The organism is Actinoallomurus acanthiterrae (genome assembly GCF_054775715.1).
Window position 1 is genome coordinate 7,383,910 of record NZ_BAAHCO010000001.1, and the last position, 22,457, is coordinate 7,406,366.

A 22,457-nucleotide genomic window follows, 5' to 3' on the forward strand; every position below is an offset into this window, starting at 1 on the left:
CGCCCTCCCGAGGTCACTCCCTCCAAGGTCGCTCTCCCGAGGTCGCTCTCCCGAGGTCGCTCCCTCCAAGGTCGACCTCCCGAGGTCGCTTCCGCCGAGATCGCCCTCACGAGGTCGCTTCCCAAGATCGCTTCCGCGGGGTCGCTCCCCCGAGAGGGTCTCCTCCCGCAGGAGGAGACCGGCGCACCGCTCCATCTGCGGGTGGAATCATGCTCCGTTCGCTGGGCCGACGAAACCGTTCGAGCCGCGCCCTAGTCTCATCTGCGACAACCCCGACATGCGAGCAGGGAGCCTCCTCCGTGACCGATTTCCCCTCCCCCGTGACCGGCGGTCCGCCCGGTCCCGTCGTCGCCGCGCCGGCCGCGCGCGCCGAGCGGATCACCAAGGAGTACGGCCGGGGTGACGCGAAGGTCGTCGCGCTGAACGAGGTGTCGGTAGATCTGCCCGCAGGCCGGTTCACCGCGATCATGGGGCCCTCCGGCTCGGGAAAGTCGACCCTCATGCACTGCATGGCGGGTCTGGACTCGGTGAGCGCCGGGCGGGTGTTCATCGGGGACGTCGAGCTGACCCGGCTGGACGACAAGCGCCTGACGCGGCTGCGTCGGGACCGGATCGGGTTCATCTTCCAGGCGTTCAACCTCGTGCCGACGCTGACGGCGCTGGAGAACATCACGCTGCCGCTGGACATCGCCGGCCGTAAGCCGGACCAGGCGTGGCTGGACACCGTCGTCGACACGATCGGGCTGCGTGATCGGCTGAAGCACCGGCCGAGCGAGCTGTCCGGCGGCCAGCAGCAGCGGGTGGCGTGCGCCCGTGCCCTGGTCGGCCGCCCGGAGATCATCTTCGCGGACGAGCCGACCGGCAACCTGGACTCCCGTTCGGGCGCGGAGGTCCTGTCGTTCCTGCGCAGCGCGGTGCGGGAGATGAACCAGACGGTCGTCATGGTGACGCACGACCCGGTGGCGGCGGCCTACTCGGACCTGGTGCTGTTCCTCGCCGACGGGCGGCTCGTGGACCAGATGGCGGATCCGACGGCGGAGAAGGTCCTGGAGCGCATGAAGGGCTTCGAGCTGCCGGGGGTCGGCTCCCGGTGATACTCAAGGTCACCGTGCGCAACCTGGTCGCGCACAAGCTGCGCCTGGCGCTGACGGCGTTCGCGGTCGTGCTCGGGGTGGCGTTCGTCGCCGGGACCCTCGTGTTCACCGACACGATGAGCCGCCAGTTCGACCAGCTGTTCTCCAAGACCGGCAAGGGCGTCGCGGTGCAGGTCCGGCCGAAAAAGGTCGTCGACGGCGGGGACGGCCAGAACGGCGCGGAGGCGCCGACGCTCCCCGCGTCCCTGGCCGCGACCATCGCCAAGGTGCCGGGCGTGGGGCGGGTGCACGGCTCGGTGGGCGGCTTCGCCGCCCTGGTCGGAAAGAACGGCAAGGTGGTCGGCGGGTCCGGGGCGCCGCAGCTGGGCACCGACTGGGACCCGGACAACAAGGACTTCCCGCTGAAGGCGGGGCGCGGCCCGGCTGGCCCGGGCGAGGTCGCCATCGACGACAAGGCGGCCGCCAAGGCCGGCCTGAAGGTCGGGGATCAGACCCGCGTCATCATCCAGGGGCCGCCACAGACCGTCGCGGTCGTCGGGATCGTCGACTCCGGCAACCTCATGGGCGCCACGGTCACGGCGTTCGACCAGCGCACCGCGCAGCGGCTGCTGCTGAAGCCGGGACGGTTCAGCGACATCACCGTGGCCGCGCAGGGCGGCGTCTCCGAGACGGCGCTGCGCGACCGGATCCAGCAGGTGCTGCCGTCGCCGGACTACGAGGCGATCACCGGCACGAAGATGCGCGACGAGAACAAGAGCGAAGTCGGGCGCATCCTGTCGTTCATCCGGACGTTCCTGCTGGTGTTCGCGGTGATCTCGATCTTCGTCGGCGCGTTCATCATCTTCAACACCTTCTCGATGCTGGTCGCCCAGCGCTCCCGCGAGCTGGCGCTGCTGCGCGCGGTGGGCGCCTCGCGCCGGCAGGTCACCCGCGCGGTGCTCGGCGAGGCGATCGGCGTCGGGTTCGTCGGCTCGACGATGGGCCTGGCCGCCGGCGTGGGCCTCGCGCTGCTGCTGCGGCAGCTGTTCAATGCGCTCGGCGCCGAGTTCCAAGGCGGGCTGGCCTTCACCTACAAGCCGGTGCTCTGGTCGTACGCGGTCGGCATGGTGGTCACCGTCGTGGCGGCCTACTTCCCCGCCCGCCGGGCGGCGAAGATCCCGCCGGTCGCCGCGATGCGCGACGACGTCGCCATGCCCCAGCGGTCGCTGCGGATCCGCGTGCTGGTCGGGTCGCTGGTGACCGCGGCCGGCGTGGTGCTGGCCGGGCTCGGGCTCGGCGGGTCGGGGCTTGCGCTGCTGGGCGTGGGCCTGGCGCTGGTCTTCCTCGGCGTGGCGATGCTCGCTCCGGTGATCGCGCGCCCGGTCGTGAAGGTGGTCGGCGCGGCGTATCCGCGGCTGTTCCGCACGCCGGGCCGCCTGGCGAAGCAGAACGCCCTGCGCAACCCGCGCCGTACGGCGGCGACCGCCTCGGCGTTGATGATCGGGCTGGCGCTGGTCAGCGGGATCAACGTGATGAGCGCGTCGGCGAAGGCCTCGATCTCGCGGCAGGTCGACAAGAGCTTCGCCGCCGACTACATGGTCTCCGCGACGGCACGGGCGTTCAGCCCGGCGGAGCCCGCGCAGGCGGTGCGGTCCGTGCCCGGCGTCGAGCTGGTCACGGCGCTGTACTCCGGCCGGTTCGCGGTCGGGAAGAAGGCGCAGCCGTTCCTGGCCACCGACCGCCCCGAGGACCTGAAGCGCACGGCCCGGCTGTCGCTGGTGTCCGGCTCGGCGGACCTCGGCGATGACGGCCTGCTGGTGGCCGAGCCGACCGCCACCTCCGACCATCTGCAGGTGGGTTCGACGATCCCCGTCCGCTTCCCCGACGGCAAGACCGCCTCGGTACGGGTCGCCGGCGTGTACGCCAAGAACCCGCTCCTGGGTTCGCGGGTGCTGGCGCTGCCGGCCTACCTGGCGCACACGGACCGCCCGACGGGCACCGGTCTGATGATCAAGACGACGAAGGCCGACGCCGCCACGAAGAAGGGCATCGAGAGGGCGCTGAGCGCCTTCCCGGACCTGCAGGTGCAGGATCAGTCGGACGTGAAGAAGAGCGTCCAGAAGAGCGTCGACCAGTTCGTGACGCTGCTGACGGTCCTGCTGGCGTTGTCGATCATCATCGCCGGGCTCGGGATCATCAACACCCTGGCGCTGTCGGTGATCGAGCGGACGCGGGAGATCGGGCTGCTGCGGGCCATCGGCACCAGCCGCCGGCAGACGCGCCGGATGATCCGCCTGGAGTCGGTGCTGATCGCGCTGTTCGGGGCGGTGCTCGGCATCGGCATCGGCGTGATCTTCGGGATCGGCGTGCAGCGGGCGGTCAGCGACCAGGGCGTGAACGTCCTGAGCGTGCCGGTCTCCACCCTCGTCGGCTACGTGATCCTGTCGGCGGTCATCGGCGTCCTCGCGGCGCTCTGGCCGGCCTGGCGTGCCTCCCGGATGGACGTGCTGAGGGCGATCGCCTTCGAGTGAGTCCGGGCCGTCCCCCTGACCGCCGTGTCCGGTCAGGGGGACGCCGTCGTCCGGAGGCCGAGCGCGGCGAAGTCGTACGTCCCGTAGGCCGGATGGACGTAGACGCCGGTGAGGGCGTCCGGCCGGTACAGCACGGTCTTCTCGGTGAGAAGGGGCACGAAGGCGGCCGACTCCATGACGGCGCGGTCGGCCTCGGCCCACGTGTCCGCCCGGCGCCGGTCGTCGGAGATCCCGGTGCCCTCGGTCAGGATCCGGTCGACGCGCGGGTCGCGCAGTTCCGTGAGGTTCGGGTTGTTGACCTTCGCGACGGGGCCGGTCAGGGGCCGCAGGAAGGCGTAGCCGGTGGGCCGGTCCGCGGCCCAGGCGTCGATGAGGATACCGAGGCCGTGCCGGTGGACGTAAGCGGGCGAACCGGCGGTGCTCCCCCACTGGAACGCCGACAGGGTGGTGACCTGGGCGCCGATGCCGACGTCCGCCAGGGACCGGCGCAGGGCCTGAGCGGCGTCGACGTCGCCCGGGCGGTCCCCGCGTACGGCGACGCCCGTGGTGAACCCGCCGGGGCGGCCGCACGCCCGGAGCTCCTGCCGGGCCCGCGTGAGGTCGCGGGGGTACGGGTCGGCGGGCCGGTACCCGGTGACGGTGGGCGGCAGCACGTGCGTGGCCGGAGCGCCCACGGCGGGGCCGCCGGAGGCGCGCTGGACCGCGGACCGGTCGACGGCGTACTGGACGGCGCGGCGGCAGTGGACGTCGCCGAACGGTTCGACGCCGGTCGACAGCGCGGCATAGCGCTCCAGCCCGGTCGGCGGGTCATCCGCCCGTGCTCTCGCCGCGGGCGACGCGAGGATCGCGGTGCGCGTCTCCGGCAGGACTCCGGCACCGGCCAGGTCGGCGTCGAGGGACCCGGCGCGCAGCCGGGCGTCCAGGTCGGCGGCTGCGACCCTCTCGGTCACCTCGATGCGGTCGGGCAGGGCCGCGCGGTTCGGGTCGTCACGCCAGTGCGGGTTGCGCACGAGCGTGAAGCCCGTGCCGACGTCGTGCCGCGCGAAACGGTAGGGCCCGGTCGACAGGGGGTGCTTCTCGTAGGCGAGCCGGGTGTCCTTCGCCGCAGGAACGGGCGCGGTCTGCGGGCTCGCCGCCAACTGGTCGAAGTCGAAGTCGGGGCGTCGCAGGTGGAACACGATCGTACGGTCGTCCGGGGTGGTGACGCCGGTGAAGTGGTCCAGGTCGCGGTCGAGGTAGGGACCCCAGTAAGTGCCGGTGAGCGCCTCGCGCAGGTCGCGGGGCCCGTGGGTGAGCTGGGCGGTGTAGCCACTGCGGGCGACGGCGTACTTGACGTCGCGGGCCCGTACGGGGGTGCCGTCCTCGTACGTGAGGCCGCGCCGCAGCCGGTACGTCCAGGTCCGGCCGCCGTCGCCCGGCCGCCCGAGGCCCTCGGCCAGGTCCGGCACGAGGCGCAGGCCCGCCGCTCCGGGCGCCGGCGCGTAGGTGACGAGGGAGCGCGCGTACAGGCGGGCGAGGTCCGCCTCGTAGGCCAGTCCGATGTCGCCGGGGTCGAGGGAGACCGGGGCGTCGGTGACGGCCAGGCGCAGGGTGCCGCCGCGGGCCGTCGACGGGCGCACGACCCCGGACGACGCCTGGTCGTACGACGTGCCGGGGCGCGCGGTGGTCCGCCCGCCCCCGCAGGCGGCGACGCCGAGCACGAGGAGGACGGCGCAGGCCGTGAATCTACCTCTCACGGATAAATCATTGCAACGAGTGCATGTTTGCACCAAGCGCATGCCGTGAGAGCTTCGCCACCTTCCGCGCCCTGGACGACGCCCGCGCACCCCGGAGCGCCGCCTGAGGACCCGGCACTCCGTACCGCCGCCTAACACGGCCGCGCGCCGCGTACCGCCGCCTGACGGCCGGACGCGAAAACGCCCGCCCCCGCGCCGTCGGGGGCGCGGGGGCGGGCGTGCGTTCCGGGTTGGTCGCCCTAGTCGGCGAGGCCGGCCTCCTCGGCCGCCTTGGTGACCTTCTCGCCCGCGCCCTCCGGGGCGTTCTCCGGGAAGTGGCAGGCGACGCTATGCCCGGGCAGGATCTCGACCAGCGGTGGCTCGACCGTGCCGCAGATCTCCTGGGCCTTCCAGCATCGCGTGTGGAACCGGCAGGCCGGCGGCGGGTTGAGCGGGCTGGGCACGTCGCCCTGCAGCCGGACGCGCTCGCGGCCCTTGCGCTTGGTCGGGTCGGGGATCGGGACCGCCGACAGCAGCGCGACGGTGTAGGGGTGCATCGGGCTCTCGTACAGGCCCTTGCCGTCGGACATCTCGACCATCTTGCCGAGGTACATCACGCCGATCCGGTCGGAGATGTGGCGTACCACCGACAGGTCGTGGGCGATGACGACGTAGGTGAGGTTGAACTCCTCCTGCAGGTCCTCCAGGAGGTTGACCACCTGCGCCTGGATCGACACGTCGAGCGCGGAGACCGGCTCGTCCGCGACGATGAGCTTGGGCCGCAGGGCGAGGGTGCGGGCGATGCCGATGCGCTGGCGCTGACCGCCGGAGAACTCGTGCGGGTAGCGGTTGTAGTGCTCGGGGTTGAGCCCGACGACCTCGAGGAGGTCCTGGACGGCCCGCTTGACGCCGCTCTCGGTCTCGATGCCCTGCAGCCGGAACGGCGCGCCGATGATCGAGCCGACGGTCTTGCGCGGATTCAGCGAGGAGTACGGGTCCTGGAAGATCATCTGCAGGTCGCGCCGCAGCGGCCGCATCTTCCCCTGGGAGACGTGGGTGATGTCCTGACCCTCGAAGATGATCTGGCCGTCCGTCGGCTCGAGCAGACGAGTGATCATCCGTCCGGTGGTGGTCTTGCCGCAGCCGGACTCCCCCACCAGGCCGAGCGTCTCGCCCGGGCGCACCGTGAAGTCGATGCCGTCGACCGCCTTGACCGCGCCGACCTGGCGCTTGATCACCGCGCCACGGGTCACCGGGAAGTGCTTGCGCAGCCCACGGACCTCCAGCAGCGCGTCGCCGTCGTCGGCCGGCCGCTGCTCCGCCACGACCTCGCTGTCGGGTGTAGTCACTGTCTCTCCAGTTCACTCCGGCCCGCGGGCCGGTGCCGTCCGTGGACCGCCGGCGCCGCGCGGCCGCCGCTGTCGCTCAAAGCCTCGGCCGGATCTCGTCGTTCCAGATGCGCCGCCGGTCGTCCCGGGCGAGGTGGCAGGCGACCCGGTGGCCCGGCGCGATCTCGCTCAGCTCCGGCCGCTCGGTCTCGCTGCGGCCCTCGTTGAGCTCAGCGTAGGCGCAGCGAGGGCTGAACGCGCAGCCCACCGGGACGTTGATGAGGCTGGGCGGGGAGCCCTTGATCGGCAGCAGGCGCTCGGACCGGTCGCGGTCCAGGCGCGGCATCGAGCCGAGCAGGCCCCAGGTGTAGGGGTGCTCGGGCCGGTGGAAGATGTCCTCGGCCGAGCCGTACTCCACGCACCGTCCGCCGTACATCACGAGGATGTCGTCGGACAGCTCGGCGACCACGCCCAGGTCATGGGTGATCATGATGACGGCGGAGTCGAACTCCTCCTGCAGGTCGCGGATCAGGTCGAGGATCTGCGCCTGCACCGTCACGTCGAGCGCCGTGGTGGGCTCGTCGGCGATGAGCAGTTCGGGGTCGCAGGACAGCGCCATGGCGATCATCGCGCGCTGCCGCATGCCGCCGGAGAACTGGTGCGGGTAGTCGTCGACGCGCCGGTCCGGCTGCGGGATGCCGACCCGGCCCAGCATGTCGATCGCGTGCTTGCGCGCGACCTCCTTGCTGACGTTGTTGTGGATCCGGTACGCCTCGATGATCTGGGCGCCGATCGTGTAGAGGGGGTGCATCGACGACAGCGGGTCCTGGAAGATCATCGCCATCTTCCGGCCGCGCATGCGGCGGACCTGCTCCGGGGAGGAGCCGACGACCTCCTCGCCGTCCAGCCAGATCTCGCCGGAGACCTTGGCGTTGCGGCGGTTGTGCAGGCCGAGCAGGCCGAGGCTGGTGACGCTCTTGCCCGAGCCGGACTCGCCGACGATGCCGAGCGTGCGGCCGCGTTCGAGGCTGAACGACAGCCCGTCGACGGACTTGACCAGGCCGTCGTCGGTCGGGAAGTGGATGCGCAGGTCGCGGACCTCCAGGAAGGCCCGGGGCCCCGCCGGGGCGGCGGTCTGGTCCTCGGTCACGACAGCCTCACCCTCGGGTCGATCACCGCGTACAGGACGTCCACGATGAGGTTGGCCAGCACGATGAAGAACGCGCCGAGCATGACCACGCCGAGGACGCTCGGGAGGTCGTTGTTCCTGATCGAGTCGATGGCGAACTTGCCCAGCCCGGGCAGGGAGAAGGTGCTCTCGGTGAGCACCGCGCCGCCGAGCAGCATGCCCAGGTCCAGGCCGAAGATGGTCAGCACCGGGGTGAGCGTGGCCCGTAGCGCGTGCCGGACGATCACGGTGCGCTCGGGCAGGCCCTTGGCGCGCGCCGTCCGGATGTAGTCCTCCCCCATCGTCTCGAGCATGCCCGCCCGGGTGAGCCGGGCGTACAGGGCCGCCTGGAGGAAGGCGAGGGTGACCCAGGGCAGGGCCATGTTCGACGCCCACTGGAGCGGATTGTCGGTGAATCCGACGTAGGTCCCGGCGTCGGGGAACCATTCGAGCTTGTCGCGGAAGATCGCCAGTGACAGCAGGCCGGTGAAGTAGATCGGCAGCGACACCCCGGCCAGCGCGAGGCCCATCGACAGACGGTCGACGACCGTGCCCCGCTTCAGCGCGGACACGACGCCCGCCGAGACGCCGAACAGCAACCAGATGATCGCCGCGCCGGCCGCGAGCCAGAGGGTGATCGGAGCACGGTCGAGCAGTGTCGGCCAGACCGGCGTCTGGTTGATGAAGGAGTAGCCGAAGCACGGCGGCCCGCACCAGACCTTCGAGGGGCCGGCGTCAAAGTGGGCGCCGACGACGATGCCCTTGACGAAGTTCCAGTACTGGATCGCCAGCGGCTTGTTCAGCCCGAGCCGTATCTCGACCTCGTGGACCGCCTGCGGACCGGCGCTCTTGCCGACATACCGGGACGCGAGGTCCGCGGTGGTGGCCCCGGTCAGCCTCGGCACGAGGAAGAAGATCGCGAACGTCACCATGCTCACGATGACGAGCAGCGCGATCGCGGCGAGCAGACGCCGGATGAGGAATGTGACCACAGTGCCCGGCCACGGTGGCCGGCGGGCGCATCGCCCGCCGGCCACCGACGGCCTTCACCTGCCTTCTAGGGAAGAGAAGTTACTTCACGCCCATCTGGACGAAGTCGTACTCGCCGTTGAGGCCCTGGTTGATGAACGCGTTCTTCGCGGACGGCGGCCGGTACATCAGGCCCTTCACGTTCAGGAACGGCACGATGTAGGCGTCGTCCATGACCTTGGCGTCGATCTGGGCCCACAGGTCGTTCCGGGCGTTCGTGTCGGCGGTGACCACGGCCTTGTCCAGCGTCTTGTCGACCTCGGAGTCCTTGACGCCGAGGTTGGTGTTGCCGGCATCACGGATGACGCGGCTGTCGACGATCTGGGACAGGTAGCCGAAGCCCTCCGGCCAGTCCGCTGCCCACGCCATCATCATCAGGCCGAGGCCGTTCTTTTTCACGTACTCCGGCTTGCCGGCGTACAGCTTGAAGTAGTCGCCCTGCGGGTACTTCTTGATGTCCGCCTGGATGCCGACCTTCGCGAGGCTCTGCTGCAGCGCGAGCGCGGCGTTGACCTCCTTGGTCCGCTCGGTGCGGGCGCTGATGGAGGTCTTGAAACCGTTCGGCTGGCCACAGGCCGCCAGCTCCTGCTTGGCCTTGGCGATGTCCCCGTGGTTGTCCGCGCCGGACGGGTACGGGTTCATGTCCTTGCTGCCCGGCAGCACCGGCATGATCAGGTGGGTGGCGATGTCGCCGCCCGAGAGCGGGCCGCCGAAGGCGGTCTGCATGGCCTGCTTGTCGGCGGCGTACTCGATCGCCTTGCGGCAGTGGATGTTGTTGAACGGCGCGACGTCACCGGAGACCGCGACGTACCACAGGCGGGCCGTCGGGGCGGCGTCGGCGTTCTTCTTCAGCCGCGGCTGCGACTGGATGCGGCCGGCGGCGGCCGCCTGCACGCCGGTGCTCTGCACGTCGCTCTGCAGGGTCCCGTTGATGAGGCGGTTGTCGACGTCGTCGGCGTTGATCCCGAGCTGGACCTCGACCCGGTCGGGCAGCTGCTTGCGGTTCGGGTCGGTGCTCGGGTCCCAGTTGGTGTTGCGGACCAGGACGATCGACTTGTTCGGCGTGTAGCTCTCGAACTTGTACGGGCCGGTGGCGACGACGTGCTGCTTGTAGTTCGCGCCCGTGTCCTTGGCCGGCGGCACCGGCATCGTGGACGGCAGCATCGCGAAGTAGTCGAACGCGCCGAACGGCTTCTTCAGGTGGAAGACGATCGTCGAGTCGTCCGGCGTGTCGATGGCCTTCAGACCCAGCTTGCCCGGGGTCTTGTCGTTGTAGGGCGAGGTGTAGCCCTGCGTGTCGAGGTAGTCGTTGAAGTACGTCGGACCGTTCGGGAAGGTCTTCTTGTCCAGCGACCGCTCGATGTCGTACTTGATGTCCTGGGTCTTGATCGGCGTGCCGTCTTCGTACTTGATGCCCGGCTTGATCTTGTAGGTCCAGGTCTTCAGGTCGGCGCTGTGCTGGCCCGGGCCCTGCGCGAGGTCGGGGGTCAGCTGGAGGCCGTCCTTGCCCGGCACGGACTTGAACATCATCAGCGTCCGTCCGTAGAACCGCGCGAAGTTCCACGAGAACGCGTAGTAGGTGTCGGCCGGGTCGACGTTGTCCCAGTCGCCCGCGTTGGCCAGGTGCAGCGTGCCACCCGTCTTGGTGGACGGGTTCACGACCCGCGTCAGGCCGGCGTTGAACGAGCCGTCACCGCTGCTGCTCCCGCTTGAACCACCGCTCCCGCCGCCACAGGCGGCCAGGGCGAGGGTCGCCGCGAGCCCCGTCGCGACGAGAGGGATTGATCTCCTCATTTGGCTACGTTCCTCCTTGTGGGACATTTCTTGGGGAAAGCGAGTGGTCAGCGGGTCCGCGGGTCCAGAGCGTCGCGGAGACCGTCGCCGAACAGGTTGAAAGCGAGCACCGTGATGAAGATCGCGACACCGGGCACGATCATGAACCAGGGGTCGAGCGAGTAGATCGGTACCGCTTGGGAGAGCATGCCGCCCCAGGTCGGGGTGGGCTCGTTGACGCCCACGCCGAGATAGGACAGCGCCGCCTCGAACAGGATGTTCGTCGGGATCAGCAGCGTGGAGTACACCAGGATCGGCGCGACGAGGTTCGGCAGCAGCTCACGGAACAGGATGTACGGGGCGCGCGCTCCCATCGACCGCGCGGCGTCGACGAACTCCCGCTCGCGCAGCGACAGGGTCTGGCCCCGGATGATCCGGCCGATGTAGGCCCAGTTGAAGAAGCCGATGACGAAGATCAGCAGCGCGATGCGCAGCCCGTTGCCGGACAGCCCGAACGCCTTGCCCTGCACGACGCCGCCGAGCGCGATGGCGAACAGCAGGATCGGGAAGGCCAGGAAGACGTCCATCGCCCGGGCGATCACCGTGTCGACCCAGCCGCCGAAGTAGCCGGCGATCATACCGAGGACGGTGCCGATGATCACGGACAGGAGCGTGGCCAGGAAGGCGATGAGCAGGGAGATGCGGGCGCCGTAGACGATGCGGCTGAAGATGTCCCGGCCGTTGGTCGGCTCGACCCCGAGCGGGAACTTCCCGCTGATCCCCGAGTGCCACGGGCCGTGCAGCGGGCGCTGGAGGTTCGGGTCGATCTGGTCCTGGTGGAACTGGCTCGGCGGATGCCCGAACCAGGAGCTCAGCAGCGGGGCCAGGATCGCCATGAGGATCAGCAGGATCACCACGACACCGCCGGTGATCGCGAGCTTGTCGCGCCGCAGCCGCATCAGCGCGATCTGACCGAGCGAGCGCCCCTCGATCTTGCGCGCGCCACCGAGGACGGCATCGGGCTGTGCCTCGAGCTCCGATCCGGTGACCTCGATCGGTGCGGTCACGACAGGTACCTCCAACGCGCGCATTGTTCATTCAAGGACCGTCCCGGAGCCTCCGTGAGGACCCCGGCCATTTCAGTCCATCGGAGAGGGAACCTATCCTCTCCGGAATGACTCTCACGCCCGTGAGCAGCCTGGCGCTAGTACCCGTGTCTCGATTGTGATCTCGTCGTCATCAAGGGCAGACGTGATCTCGCGGAGGCGTGAACCCCCGAACGCGGAGCGTTACCCTCTTTTCATATCTTCGCAGGTCATCAGCTGATACCACGGTTCTTCAAAATCTTTTCGATCTCCGCGAGGTCCGGGTCGACCGCCGATCCCGGGGTCGTCCGGCGGCTCTCGAGCTCGCCCTTCGACGCACCCTTGGACGCGCTCTTGGGCGCCTTGGGAGCGCTCTTGCGACCGGGCTCGTCCTCGGCCGGCGAGCCCTTGCGCAGCATGACGCCCGAGGCGACGTAGAGGAGCGCGCCGAGCCCGAACAGGGCCACTCCGACCCACTTGACCGGGCTGAACGCCAGATCGGCCAGGAACTTGGTCAGGCCGGTGAGGTAGGCGCCCATCGGCACCATGGACCAAGCGGCGCCCCGCATGCCCGAGGCGGCCCCGCGCCTGCGGTAGGCACCCCAGCTGCCCAGCAGGCCCAGCACCGTGGCCGCCAGGCTGATCGTGAACAGAAGGACATCGCTCATTGACGCACCTCACCGCTGCGGGGGGCGACCCTTCCGGCGCGAGCGAAGCCGCCGGGCCGGCCGGGCCTCACCCCCGACCCCTGTCGTGACCTCTCCATCGTGACACGTCATGACGCGTCTGGCACTCCTCCTCCGGGACCGTTCCGGGTACTCCCCCGGCATGACCCGGGGCGATCCCTGAGGCGGCCGGTCAGCCGATCCCTGAGGCCGCCGGTCAGATCAGGGCCCGCAGGCGGTCCAGGTCGACCTCGCGCAGGGAGGTCACGACCGTACGGCGCGGCGCCGCGTCGATCGGCACCACGCTGGGCACCGCGACGACGTGGCAGCCGGCGGCCGCGCCGCTGGTCGCCCCGTTGAGCGAGTCCTCCAGGGCGACGCAACGGCGCGGGTCGACGTCCAGGAGGCGGGTCGCCGAGAGGTACGGCTCAGGGTGGGGCTTGGTGCGGCTCACCTCGTCCCCGGCGACCGTCACGGTGAAGCTGTCGCGCCCCAGGCCGTCGAGGGCGTACTCCATCAGGGCCCGGTGGGTGGAGGAGACCAGCGCGGACGGCAGGCCGGCGGCGCGGACCTCGTCGAGCAGGTCGCGGGCGCCCGGCATCAGCGGGACGTCAGCGCGCAGCCGTCCGGCCATCGCGTCGAGCAGCCTGCGGCCGACCTCTTCGGGGGCGGCGGGCGTACCGGTCAGCTCCAGCATGTAGGCGACCGTGCGATCGAGCGAGCCGCCGACCAGGAACTCCTGGTGCTCCGGCCCCCACGACCCGCCGAGCCAGGCCATCACGTCGGCCTCGGCCTCCAGCCAGAGCCGCTCGGAGTCGAGCAGCAACCCGTCCATGTCGAACAGGACCGCCTGCAGCACCCGCACCATCTCCCTCCCAGGTCCCCCGCGGAAATGGGGCAACGAAGGGTACCCGCACCGGGAGACGGAACGGTGGGCCTCAGGTGTACGTCACGTGTTGAAGTACTTGGCCTCCGGGTGGTGCACGACGATCGCGTCGGTGGACTGCTCCGGGACGAGCTGGAACTCCTCCGACAGCGTCACGCCGATGCGGTCCGGCCGCAGCAGCTCGACGATCTTGGCCCGGTCCTCGAGGTCCGGGCAGGCGCCGTACCCGAGGGAGAACCGCGCGCCCCGGTAGCCGAGCTTGAAGAACTCCTCGAGGTCGCCGGGGTCCTCGCCGCCGAATCCCAGCTCCGAGCGGACGCGGGTGTGCCAGTACTCGGCGAGCGCCTCGGCGAGCTGCACCGACAGGCCGTGCAGCTCGAGGTAGTCGCGGTAGGCGTTCTTCTCGAACAGCTCCTGGGTGGCCTTGCTGATCTTCGGGCCGACCGTCACGAGCTGGAAGCCGATCACGTCGGTGTCCCCGGACTCGTGGGGCCGGAAGAAGTCGGCGAGGCACAGGTGCCGGTCGCGCCGCTGGCGGGGGAAGGTGAAGCGGGCGCGCTCGGACCCGTCGCCGTCCAGCACGACCACGTCGTCGCCCTCACTGACGCACGGGAAGTAGCCGTACACGACGCCGGCCTCGACGAGCCCCTCGGTCTGGATGCGGTCCAGCCACATCCGCAGCCGGGGCCGCCCCTCGGTCTCCACGAGCTCCTCGTACGAGGGGCCGTCGCCGCCGCGCGCTCCGCGCAGGCCCCACTGGCCCATGAAGGTGGCGCGCTCGTCGAGGAAGGCGGCGTAGTCGGCCATCGGGACGCCCTTGACGACCCGGTCGCCCCAGAACGGCGGCTCGGGGACCTTGTTGTCGGTGGCCACGTCGGAGCGCTTCGGCATGTCCTCCGGCTCGGTGACCTTCAGCTTCGCCCCGCCGGCGACGCGGCGGCGGCGAAGCGGCGGCAGCGCCGCGCCCTCCTCGCCGCGCTTGACCGCCATGGCCGCGTCCATGAGCCGGAGTCCCTCGAAGGCGTCCCGGGCGTAGCGGACCTCTCCCCCGAACAGCTCGGCGAGGTCCTGCTCGACGTAGGCGCGGGTCAGCGCCGCGCCGCCGAGCAGCACGGGCCAATGCTCGGCGAGCCCCCGGGAGTTCAGCTCCTCGAGGTTCTCCTTCATGATCACCGTGGACTTGACCAGGAGGCCGGACATGCCGATCACGTCGGCGCGGTGCTCCTTGGCCGCTTCGAGGATCGCCGACATCGGCTGCTTGATCCCGAGGTTGATCACCTCGTAGCCGTTGTTGGACAGGATGATGTCGACGAGGTTCTTGCCGATGTCGTGGACGTCGCCCTTGACGGTGGCCAGCACGATCCGGCCCTTGCCGCCCTCGTCGGTCTTCTCCATGTGCGGCTCGAGGTAGGCCACGGCGGTCTTCATCACCTCGGCGGACTGCAGCACGAACGGCAGCTGCATCTCGCCGGAGCCGAACAGCTCGCCCACCGTCTTCATGCCGTCGAGGAGCACGTCGTTGACGATCTCCAGGGCCGGTCGCCGGCCCAGGGCCTCGTCGAGGTCGGCGTTCAGCCCGTCCAGCTCGCCGTCGATGATGCGGCGCTTCAGCCGCTCCCACAGCGGCAGGCCGGCGAGCTCGGCGGCCCGGTCGGCGCGCATCGCCGCCGCGTCGACGCCTTCGAACAGCTCCAGGAACCGCTGCAGCGGGTCGTAGCCGTCCCGGCGCCGGTCGTAGACGAGGTCGAGCGCCACCTGGCGCTGCTCGTCGGGGATCCGCGCCATCGGCAGGATCTTGGAGGCGTGCACGATCGCGGAGTCCAGGCCCGCGTTGGCGCACTCGTTGAGGAAGACGGAGTTGAGGACGATGCGGGCGGCCGGGTTGAGGCCGAAGGAGACGTTGGACAGGCCGAGCGTGGTCTGGACGGTCGGGTGCCGCCGCTTGATCTCGCGGATCGCGTCGATCGTCTCGACGGCGTCGCGCCGCGACTCCTCCTGGCCGGTGCCGATGGTGAAGGTCAGGCAGTCGATGATGATGTCGTCGGGGCGCATGCCCCACGTGCCGGTCAGGTCCGCGATCAGCCGGTCGGCGACCCGGGCCTTCCACTCCGCCGTACGGGCCTGGCCCTCCTCGTCGATCGTCAGGGCGATGACCGCGGCGCCGTGCTCCTTGACGACCGGCATGAGCCGGGCGGTGCGGGACTCGGGGCCGTCGCCGTCCTCGTAGTTGACCGAGTTGATGACGGCGCGGCCGCCTAGCATCTCCAGCCCGGCCTGGATGACCGGCGGCTCCGTCGAGTCGAGCACGATCGGCAGGGTGGAGGCGGTGGCGAACCGGAACGCCAGCTCCTTCATGTCGGCGACGCCGTCGCGACCGACGTAGTCGACGCACAGGTCGAGCATGTGGGCGCCGTCGCGGGCCTGGTCACGGGCGATCTTGACGCAGTCGTCCCAGCGGCCCTCCAGCATCGCCTCCCGGAACGCCTTGGAGCCGTTGGCGTTGGTGCGCTCGCCGATCGCCAGGTAGGAGGTGTCCTGCCGGAACGGCACGTGCTGGTAGAGGGAGGCGGCGCCGGCCTCCGGCCGCGGCCGGCGGGTGGCGACCTCCCGCCCCCGTACCCTCTCCACGACGTGGCGCAGGTGCTCGGGGGTGGTGCCGCAGCAGCCGCCGACCAGCGACAGGCCGAACTCCCGGGTGAAGGTGTCGTGCGCGTCGGCCAGCTCCCCCGGCGTCAGCGGGTAGAACGCGCCGTCCGCGGTCAGCTGCGGCAGCCCGGCGTTGGGCATGCACGACAGCGCGGTGGTGGAGTGCCGGGCGAGGTAGCGCAGGTGCTCGCTCATCTCGGCCGGGCCGGTCGCGCAGTTGAGGCCGATGACGTCGAGCTCGAGGGGCTCCAGGGCGGTCAGGGCCGCGCCGATCTCCGAGCCGAGCAGCATCGCGCCGTTCTGCTCGATCGTGACCTGCCCGATGAGGACCGTGCCGGCACCGGCCCTGGCGATCGCCCGCTTGGCGCCGATGATGGCCGCCTTGGCCTGCAGCACGTCCTGGCAGGTCTCGATGATGAGGGCGTGCGCGCCGCCCGCGATCAGGCCGGCGGCGTTGCGCTCGTACGCGTCGCGCAACTCGGCGAAGGGCACGTGGCCGAGCGTCGGCAGCTTCGTGCCGGGGCCCATCGAGCCCAGGACCCAGCGCGGCCGGCCGGGCGTCGACAGCTCCGCGGCGACCTCGCAGGCGATCCGCGCCCCGGCCTCCGACAGCTCCTCGATGCGCTCGGTGATGCCGTACTCGCCGAGGTTGCCGAGGTTGGCGCCGAAGGTGTTGGTCTCGACGCAGTCGACACCGGCGGCGAAGTACTCCGCGTGCACCCGGCGCACGATGTCCGGTCTGGTCACGTTGAGGATCTCGTTGCAGCCCTCGTGACCCTCGAAGTCGTCGAGGGTCGGGCCCGCCGCCTGGAGCATCGTCCCCATGCCGCCGTCGGCCACGACGACACGGTCACGGAGGGCCTGGCGAAGGGTCTCTGGCGTCGCACTCATGGGCCCTTAGCCTATCGGCGGCCCTCCCGGACCTCGATCCGTGCGCATCCCCGGCCCAGGCCCCGATCGTGTGTGTGCCAGGCCACGGCCCCCGGCCCCCGGCCCCGATCATGCGCGTTCCAGGCCCCCGGCCCCGATCGTGCGCGTCCCCAAGGCCGCCGTCCGGCCGAACGTGATCGACGTCTCGGCCCGCGTGCGTTCCGTAACCGTTACGGTCGAGGCGCGTTGTGACTTAGGGATCAAACCTAGGAGGGCCCGTGGGTTCATACAGCACCGTCCTCGTCGGCACCGACGGTTCCACATCCTCGTTCCGGGCGGTCGAGGCCGCGGCGCGGATCGCGGCCGACGCCGGTGCGACGCTGGTCCTCGCCTGCGCCTACCATCCGATGCCCGCCCGTGAGCGGCAGCACGCCGCCGACCGGCTCGGCGACCTCGCCTACAAGATCGAGGGCTCCACGCCCGCCGACGACGCGCTGCGCGCCGCCCGCGAGCGGGCCGTCGCCGCCGGCGCCCGCGACATCGACGAGGTCGCCATCGAGGGTGACGCCGTCGACACCCTGGTCGAACTGGCCGGCGACCGCCACGCCGACCTGATCGTGGTCGGCAACCGCGGGCTGAACAGCCTCGCGGGCCGGATACTGGGCTCCGTGCCGGCGAACCTGTCCCACCGCGCCCCCTGCGACATCCTCATCGTCCGGACGACCGACGGCCGGTGACGGCCGCCGTGAAACCTGACGTGATCTCAAGGGGACGCCAGGGCGGGTACAGGACATAGGCTGGACATGTCGTTTATCGGACGTCGATGGGGAGGCAGCGCGTGGTCGAGCTCGACGATGTGCCGGAGCTCGTCGAGCCGGTGGTGATCGCCGCCTTCGAAGGGTGGAACGACGCCGGCGAAGCGGCGAGCGGAGTGATAACCCACCTGGAGGAGAGCTGGGGTGCCACCCCGCTGGCGGCGCTCGACCCGGACGACTACTACGACTTCCAGGTGACGCGGCCCACCGTCGAGATGGTCGACGGGCAGACCCGGCGCATCAGCTGGCCGACGACCCGCCTGTCGGTGGCCAAGCTGCCGGGCTCCGACCGTGACGTGGTGCTGATCCACGGCATCGAGCCGAACATGCGCTGGCGGGCGTTCTGCCGGGACCTCGTCGGCATCATGCTCGAGCTGGGCGCCGAGACCGTCGTGCTGCTCGGCGCGTTGCTGGCCGACGCCCCCCACACCCGTCCCGTGCCGGTGACCGCGGCCTCCTCCGACGCCGGCCTGGCCAAGCGCATGCGACTCGAGCCGGCCCGGTACGAAGGTCCGACGGGCATCCTCGGCGTGTTGCAGGACGCCTGCGCGAACGCCGACCTGGAGACGGTCTCCCTGTGGGCCGCGGTGCCGCACTACGTGGCGCAGCCGCCGTCCCCGAAGGCGACGCTGGCGCTGCTGCGGTGGGTCGAGGACATCCTCGACATCTCGGTGTCCCTCGGCGAGCTGCCCGAACAGGCGCGGGCCTGGGAGAACGGCGTCAACGAGCTCGCCGAGCAGGACTCGGAGGTCGCGGAGTACGTCCGCGCCCTGGAGGAGCAGAAGGACGCCACCGAGCTTCCGGAGGCCAGCGGCGACGCGATCGCCCGGGAGTTCGAGCGCTACCTGCGCCGCCGCGGCGACTCCGAATAGCCGAAGAGCCCGCCGCTCCGAGCGCCTCGGTGAAGCACCCGGGCGGTGTCCCGGACCACCCTTGCGGGGCGCTTGGTCGTACGGCGCCGGACCACCGCGGAGTCTTGCGAGGCGCCGGGTCGGTGAACGGTCCGGCCGGGCCGCGTAGAGCCGCGTCGGTGAACGGCCCGGCCAAGCGGTGAGCGGCCCCGGCGAGGACAGGCCTCGCCGGGGAAGCGTCACAGTTCGATGCCGAGGAGCGCGTCGAGGGCGGCGCGGACCAGGCCGGGCGCGGCGGCGTCCGCCTCCCGGTCCTCGTCGGTGACGCTGAGCGCGTGGTCGGCCCAGCGGTCGACGGCGAGGAGCGCCGCGGGCGCGTCGAGGTCGTCGGCGAGGTGTCGCCGGATCCGGCCCACGAGATCGCCCGCCGGGGGCGCCGCCGGCAGCAGGACCGACTCCCGCCAGCGGGCCAGGCGTGCCTGGGCGCGAGTCAGGTCGTCGGCGGTCCACTCCCAGTCGGAGCGGTAGTGGTGGTCGAGCAGCGCGAGCCGGATCGCCATCGGGTCGGCGCCGTCGGCGCGCAGGCGCGACACGAAGACGAGGTTGCCGCGCGACTTGGACATCTTCTCGCCGTCCAAGGCGACCATGCCCGCGTGGACGTACGCCTTGGCGTGCGGGCGCTCCCCGGTGGCGACCTCGGCGTGGGAGGCGCCCATCTCGTGGTGGGGGAAGACCAGGTCCGAGCCGCCGCCCTCGATGTCGAAGGCCATGCCGAGGTTGTGCACGGAGATCGCCGAGCACTCGACGTGCCAGCCGGGCCGGCCCCGCCCGAACGGGGAGTCCCAGGCCGGCTCGCCGGGGCGCTCGGCCTGCCAGAGGAGGGCGTCCAGGGGGTCCTTCTTGCCCTTGCGGCCGGGATCGCCGCCGCGCTCGGCGAACAGCGGCAGCATCTCCTTCGGCGACAGGCCGCTCACCGATCCGAACGACGGGTCGACGGAGACCGGGAAGTACAGGTCGCCGTCCAGCTCGTACGTCGCGCCCTTGGCCCGGAGCCCGTCGATGAACTCGACGATCAGCGGGATCGACTCGACGGCGCCGGCGTACTCACGGGGAGGAAGCACGCGCAGGGCGGTCATGTCGTCGCGGAACAGCGCGATCTCCCGCTCGGCCAGCACCCGCCAGTCCTCCCCGGTCTGCCCGGCACGCTCGAGCAGGGGGTCGTCGATGTCGGTGGTGTTCTGCACGTAGTGGACGTCGCGCCCGGTGTCGCGCCACACGCGGTTCACCAGGTCGAACGCGAGGTAGGTCGCGGCGTGACCCAGATGGGTCGCGTCGTAAGGCGTGATGCCGCAGACGTACATCCGCGCGGTCGGGCCGGGATCGGTGGGGCGTACGGCGCCGGCGGCCGAGTCGTAGACGCTCAGCCGGACGTCGCCGGGGGCGGGAAGGCCGTGTTCGGCCAGGCTGGGGACCTTGGGGGCGGGCCACGATCGCATACCCAGCAGCCTAACCGCAGCTACCGGGCGGCCCGTCGGGCAGGTTCGGCCCACGGACGATCATTCGTATACCCGGACACGGTTCCACCTCGCGGGCAAAGGGTAAAGAGTCGCCCATGTGGCGTGGAATAACTGCTGGTCCATCGGCGATATGGAAGTCTGGTTGCGCCCGTCCCCTCCCCCAGGTCTGAGTCCACGTCTGTGTCGAAACACCGTAGGAAGCGCCGTCGCTCGCCGCTGGCGGGCCTTTCCGTGTGGGCGGGAACACTCGCGCTGGCGCTCGGACTCGCGTACGTGACCGTCACCGTGGGCCTGCACCACGGCGCGGCCGACACCCGCCACCCGGCCGACGTCGACACCCCGTCCCCGGCGCGCCCGGGGCTGACGCAGATCCAGGTCACCGACCCGGCCGACCACAAGGCGTACGGGGTGTACGTGTGGCGTCCGGACGTGCCGGAGACGCGCAAGCTGCCCGTCCTGTACTTCCTGCACGGCGTGCCCAGCGACCCCAAGACCCTGATCGACGACGAGGGGCTCGCCCGGCAGGTCGCGGCGTACGTCGCCCACGGGGGCACGCCGTTCGTGCTGGCGGTGCCGGACGGCAACGGCAGCCACCACGACGACACCGAATGGGCGAACGCCGTCGACGGGTCCGACCGGATCGAGGACCGGCTGCTCAACGAAGTGATCCCCGCCGTCGAGGGACCGCACCGCCGGGACGCCGCACACCGCGCCATCGGCGGGTTCTCCATGGGCGGGTACGGCTCGATGAACCTCGCGCTGCGGCACCCCGACGTGTTCGGCTCGGTGACCTCGATCTCCGGCTACTTCCACGTCGACGACCCGTCGCACATGTTCGCCGACAAGGACGCCGTCATCACCGCGAACCGGCCGGACCAGAACCTCACCGCCGCCCGGCGGCTGCGGATCTTCCTGTCCGCCGCCGAGAACGATGACAACGACGTCATCAAGGGCGAGCCGCAGCGGTTCAAGAAGCTGCTCGACGCCGCGGGGGTGCCGGCCGTGCTCGACGTGCGCCCCGGCGAGCACGACTGGGACTACGTGCGCAGCGTCCTCCCGGACGCCTTCGGGTTCCTCGCCCAGGGCTGGACGAAGGCCGGAGCGCCGGGCCCGGTACGCGACTCCCCCAGCCCGACCGGCTCGCCCCAGTAGCCGCCTACAGGGGCGGCCACGGGATGGCGGGCCAGTCCTCCGGAGGGTAGGGGTGGATCCGGTGTTTGAGCATGAGCTCGATCCGGCCGTGGATCGCCTCGATCTCCTCGCCGGTCAGCAGCGCGGACAACCGTCGCGCGAAGCCGTCCCGGGTGAAGGATCGGCGCACCCGCTGCAGGGCGTCGACGGCCTCGGAGGTGAGGGTCTTGCCCCGCCACTGCCACAGCACCGTGCGGAGCTTGTACTCGGCGGAGAAGCACACCCCGTGGTCGCAGCCGTAGACGTGGCCGCTCCGGATCGGCAGGAGGTGGCCGATCTTCCGGTCGGCGTTGTTGACCACGGCGTCGAAGACGGCCATGCGGCGCACGGCCGGGTCGTCGCCGCGCGACAGCGCCAGCAGGTCGACCTCGGTGTCGTGCTCGATCCACAGCTGCACCATGCCGGGCCCGAAGGGGCCGTCGCGGTGCACGGTCGGCGGCACGACCTGCCAGCCCATCTCCTCGGAGACCAGATAGGCGGCGACCTCACGGCCGGCCAGGGTGCCGTCGGGGAAGTCCCACAGCGGGCGCTCGCCGGACACGGGCTTGTAGACGCAGTTGGCCCGCAGGTCGTCGTGCGCGATCGAGCAGTACAGCGTCGCGTTGCTGGCCGCGACGAGTCGCCCTTCGATGGTCATGTCGCCGTGCTGCAGAAGTCGGAGGGCGGCCTCGGTGTCCGCGGGTGTCAGTGCGCCGTCACCGCCGACGCCGGACCTGGAGGGCTGACTCATGGCTTAAGTGTCCAGGGGATCGAGGTCTCAGCCAAGATGGCCGTTCTGCCGAGGGCACACGTGGCCCTGGGCGTCGAGCGGGAGCCCGCACAGCGGGCACGGCGGCCGTCCCGCCGCGACGATCTTCAGGGCCCGCTGCGCGAACGCGCGTGCCTGGGCGGCGGTGATGGTCACCCGCAGCACCACGACGGCGGGGTCGTCGCTGCCGATGTCGGCCTCGTCGTCCTCGCGCTCGGTCATCTCCTGAGCCTCGATGACGACGCGCTGATCGTCCGGGTCCCAGGCGAGGGCCATGGTCCCGACCCGGAACTCCTCTTCGATCGGCTGCTCGAGGGGCTCGTCGTCCTGCAGTTCGACGGGCGCGACCGCGGGCACCACCGTGGCGCCCCCGCCCTGGCGCAGGACCTCGTCCAAGAGCTCTTCGAGGCGTTCGGCCAGCAACGTCACCTGGAACTTCTCCAGCCCCACACTGGTGACGCGACGTCCGTCCCGCGCCTGAAGGAAGAAGGCGCGATCCCCCGGCTGGCCGACGGTGCCCGCCACGAACCTGTCGGGCATGTCGTATGCGATGACCGGCATGAGGA

At 70.9% G+C, this 22,457-nt stretch carries 17 protein-coding genes; 5 read left to right on the top strand and 12 right to left on the bottom strand.

Features of this window, described 5'->3' with window-relative positions:
* Nucleotides 1-299 precede the first annotated feature (299 nt).
* Nucleotides 300-1,094: an ABC transporter ATP-binding protein gene (locus ACYVF7_RS34815; protein WP_460349074.1), complete on the top strand. Its 795-nt coding sequence runs from the start codon at nucleotides 300-302 to the stop codon at nucleotides 1,092-1,094.
* Nucleotides 1,091-3,604, top strand: coding sequence for an ABC transporter permease (locus tag ACYVF7_RS34820; protein WP_460349075.1), 2,514 nt, complete (start codon nucleotides 1,091-1,093; stop codon nucleotides 3,602-3,604). Before ACYVF7_RS34815 ends, ACYVF7_RS34820 begins: the two co-directional genes overlap by 4 nt.
* 32 nt (nucleotides 3,605-3,636) lie before the next feature.
* Here the strand turns inward: ACYVF7_RS34820 and ACYVF7_RS34825 are convergent, their stop codons facing one another.
* From ACYVF7_RS34825 to metH, 9 genes are all read right to left on the bottom strand, one after another.
* The gene (locus tag ACYVF7_RS34825) at nucleotides 3,637-5,340 is read right to left on the bottom strand and encodes an ABC transporter substrate-binding protein (protein ID WP_460349077.1); all 1,704 of its coding nucleotides are present in this window, start codon (nucleotides 5,338-5,340) and stop codon (nucleotides 3,637-3,639) included.
* Nucleotides 5,341-5,579: 239 nt separating this feature from the next.
* Entirely contained in the window at nucleotides 5,580-6,668 is a 1,089-nt protein-coding gene (locus tag ACYVF7_RS34830) for an ABC transporter ATP-binding protein (protein WP_460349079.1), read from the bottom strand.
* Between the two features lie 76 nt (nucleotides 6,669-6,744).
* Nucleotides 6,745-7,797 (bottom strand): ABC transporter ATP-binding protein, encoded by a 1,053-nt coding sequence (locus tag ACYVF7_RS34835; protein WP_460349081.1) that lies wholly within the window; start codon nucleotides 7,795-7,797, stop codon nucleotides 6,745-6,747.
* Nucleotides 7,794-8,807 carry an ABC transporter permease gene (locus tag ACYVF7_RS34840; RefSeq protein ID WP_460349083.1) on the bottom strand — a complete coding sequence of 338 codons (1,014 nt, stop codon included), beginning with the start codon at nucleotides 8,805-8,807 and terminating at the stop codon, nucleotides 7,794-7,796. The genes ACYVF7_RS34835 and ACYVF7_RS34840 overlap by 4 nt, the downstream gene beginning before the upstream one ends.
* Before the next feature lie 79 nt (nucleotides 8,808-8,886).
* Nucleotides 8,887-10,638 carry an ABC transporter substrate-binding protein gene (locus ACYVF7_RS34845; RefSeq protein ID WP_460349085.1) on the bottom strand — a complete coding sequence of 584 codons (1,752 nt, stop codon included), beginning with the start codon at nucleotides 10,636-10,638 and terminating at the stop codon, nucleotides 8,887-8,889.
* 47 nt (nucleotides 10,639-10,685) lie between these two features.
* A complete protein-coding gene (locus ACYVF7_RS34850) occupies nucleotides 10,686-11,684 on the bottom strand; it encodes an ABC transporter permease (RefSeq protein ID WP_460349087.1) in 999 nt (332 codons plus the stop codon).
* A 251-nt stretch (nucleotides 11,685-11,935) separates the two neighbouring features.
* The gene (locus ACYVF7_RS34855) at nucleotides 11,936-12,370 is read right to left on the bottom strand and encodes a hypothetical protein (RefSeq protein WP_460349089.1); all 435 of its coding nucleotides are present in this window, start codon (nucleotides 12,368-12,370) and stop codon (nucleotides 11,936-11,938) included.
* Nucleotides 12,371-12,584: 214 nt separating this feature from the next.
* Complete coding sequence (locus tag ACYVF7_RS34860; RefSeq protein WP_460349091.1) at nucleotides 12,585-13,235, bottom strand: HAD family hydrolase; 651 nt, start codon at nucleotides 13,233-13,235, stop codon at nucleotides 12,585-12,587.
* A gap of 81 nt (nucleotides 13,236-13,316) precedes the next feature.
* Nucleotides 13,317-16,790: a methionine synthase gene (gene metH / locus ACYVF7_RS34865; protein ID WP_460349094.1), complete on the bottom strand. Its 3,474-nt coding sequence runs from the start codon at nucleotides 16,788-16,790 to the stop codon at nucleotides 13,317-13,319.
* Nucleotides 16,791-17,047: 257 nt separating this feature from the next.
* Between metH and ACYVF7_RS34870 the strand changes: the two genes are divergently transcribed.
* Both ACYVF7_RS34870 and ACYVF7_RS34875 read left to right on the top strand, forming a co-directional pair.
* Nucleotides 17,048-17,506, top strand: a complete 459-nt coding sequence (locus tag ACYVF7_RS34870) for a universal stress protein (RefSeq protein WP_460349096.1) — start codon at nucleotides 17,048-17,050, stop codon at nucleotides 17,504-17,506.
* Nucleotides 17,507-17,607: 101 nt separating this feature from the next.
* Complete coding sequence (locus tag ACYVF7_RS34875) at nucleotides 17,608-18,456, top strand: PAC2 family protein (protein WP_460349098.1); 849 nt, start codon at nucleotides 17,608-17,610, stop codon at nucleotides 18,454-18,456.
* Nucleotides 18,457-18,674: 218 nt separating this feature from the next.
* On the opposite strand, the gene mshC is transcribed toward ACYVF7_RS34875, so the two are convergent.
* Nucleotides 18,675-19,937, bottom strand: a complete 1,263-nt coding sequence (gene mshC, locus ACYVF7_RS34880; RefSeq protein WP_460358278.1) for a cysteine--1-D-myo-inosityl 2-amino-2-deoxy-alpha-D-glucopyranoside ligase — start codon at nucleotides 19,935-19,937, stop codon at nucleotides 18,675-18,677.
* Nucleotides 19,938-20,132: 195 nt separating this feature from the next.
* On the opposite strand from mshC, the gene ACYVF7_RS34885 reads away from it, so the two are divergent.
* Complete coding sequence (locus ACYVF7_RS34885; RefSeq protein ID WP_460349100.1) at nucleotides 20,133-21,104, top strand: alpha/beta hydrolase; 972 nt, start codon at nucleotides 20,133-20,135, stop codon at nucleotides 21,102-21,104.
* 4 nt (nucleotides 21,105-21,108) lie between these two features.
* Here the strand turns inward: ACYVF7_RS34885 and ACYVF7_RS34890 are convergent, their stop codons facing one another.
* Both ACYVF7_RS34890 and ACYVF7_RS34895 read right to left on the bottom strand, forming a co-directional pair.
* Nucleotides 21,109-21,873: an SCO1664 family protein gene (locus tag ACYVF7_RS34890; protein ID WP_460349103.1), complete on the bottom strand. Its 765-nt coding sequence runs from the start codon at nucleotides 21,871-21,873 to the stop codon at nucleotides 21,109-21,111.
* 27 nt (nucleotides 21,874-21,900) lie between these two features.
* Nucleotides 21,901-22,452, bottom strand: a complete 552-nt coding sequence (locus tag ACYVF7_RS34895) for a DUF3090 domain-containing protein (RefSeq protein ID WP_460349105.1) — start codon at nucleotides 22,450-22,452, stop codon at nucleotides 21,901-21,903.
* Nucleotides 22,453-22,457 lie beyond the last annotated feature (5 nt).

Coding starts and splice junctions, on each gene's coding strand:
- ACYVF7_RS34845 (WP_460349085.1), bottom strand. CDS start 10,638: ATGAGGAGATCAATCCCTCTCGTCGCGACGGGGCTCGCGGCGACCCTC.
- ACYVF7_RS34855 (WP_460349089.1), bottom strand. CDS start 12,370: ATGAGCGATGTCCTTCTGTTCACGATCAGCCTGGCGGCCACGGTGCTG.
- ACYVF7_RS34860 (WP_460349091.1), bottom strand. CDS start 13,235: ATGGTGCGGGTGCTGCAGGCGGTCCTGTTCGACATGGACGGGTTGCTG.
- metH (WP_460349094.1), bottom strand. CDS start 16,790: ATGAGTGCGACGCCAGAGACCCTTCGCCAGGCCCTCCGTGACCGTGTC.
- ACYVF7_RS34890 (WP_460349103.1), bottom strand. CDS start 21,873: ATGAGTCAGCCCTCCAGGTCCGGCGTCGGCGGTGACGGCGCACTGACA.
- ACYVF7_RS34895 (WP_460349105.1), bottom strand. CDS start 22,452: ATGCCGGTCATCGCATACGACATGCCCGACAGGTTCGTGGCGGGCACC.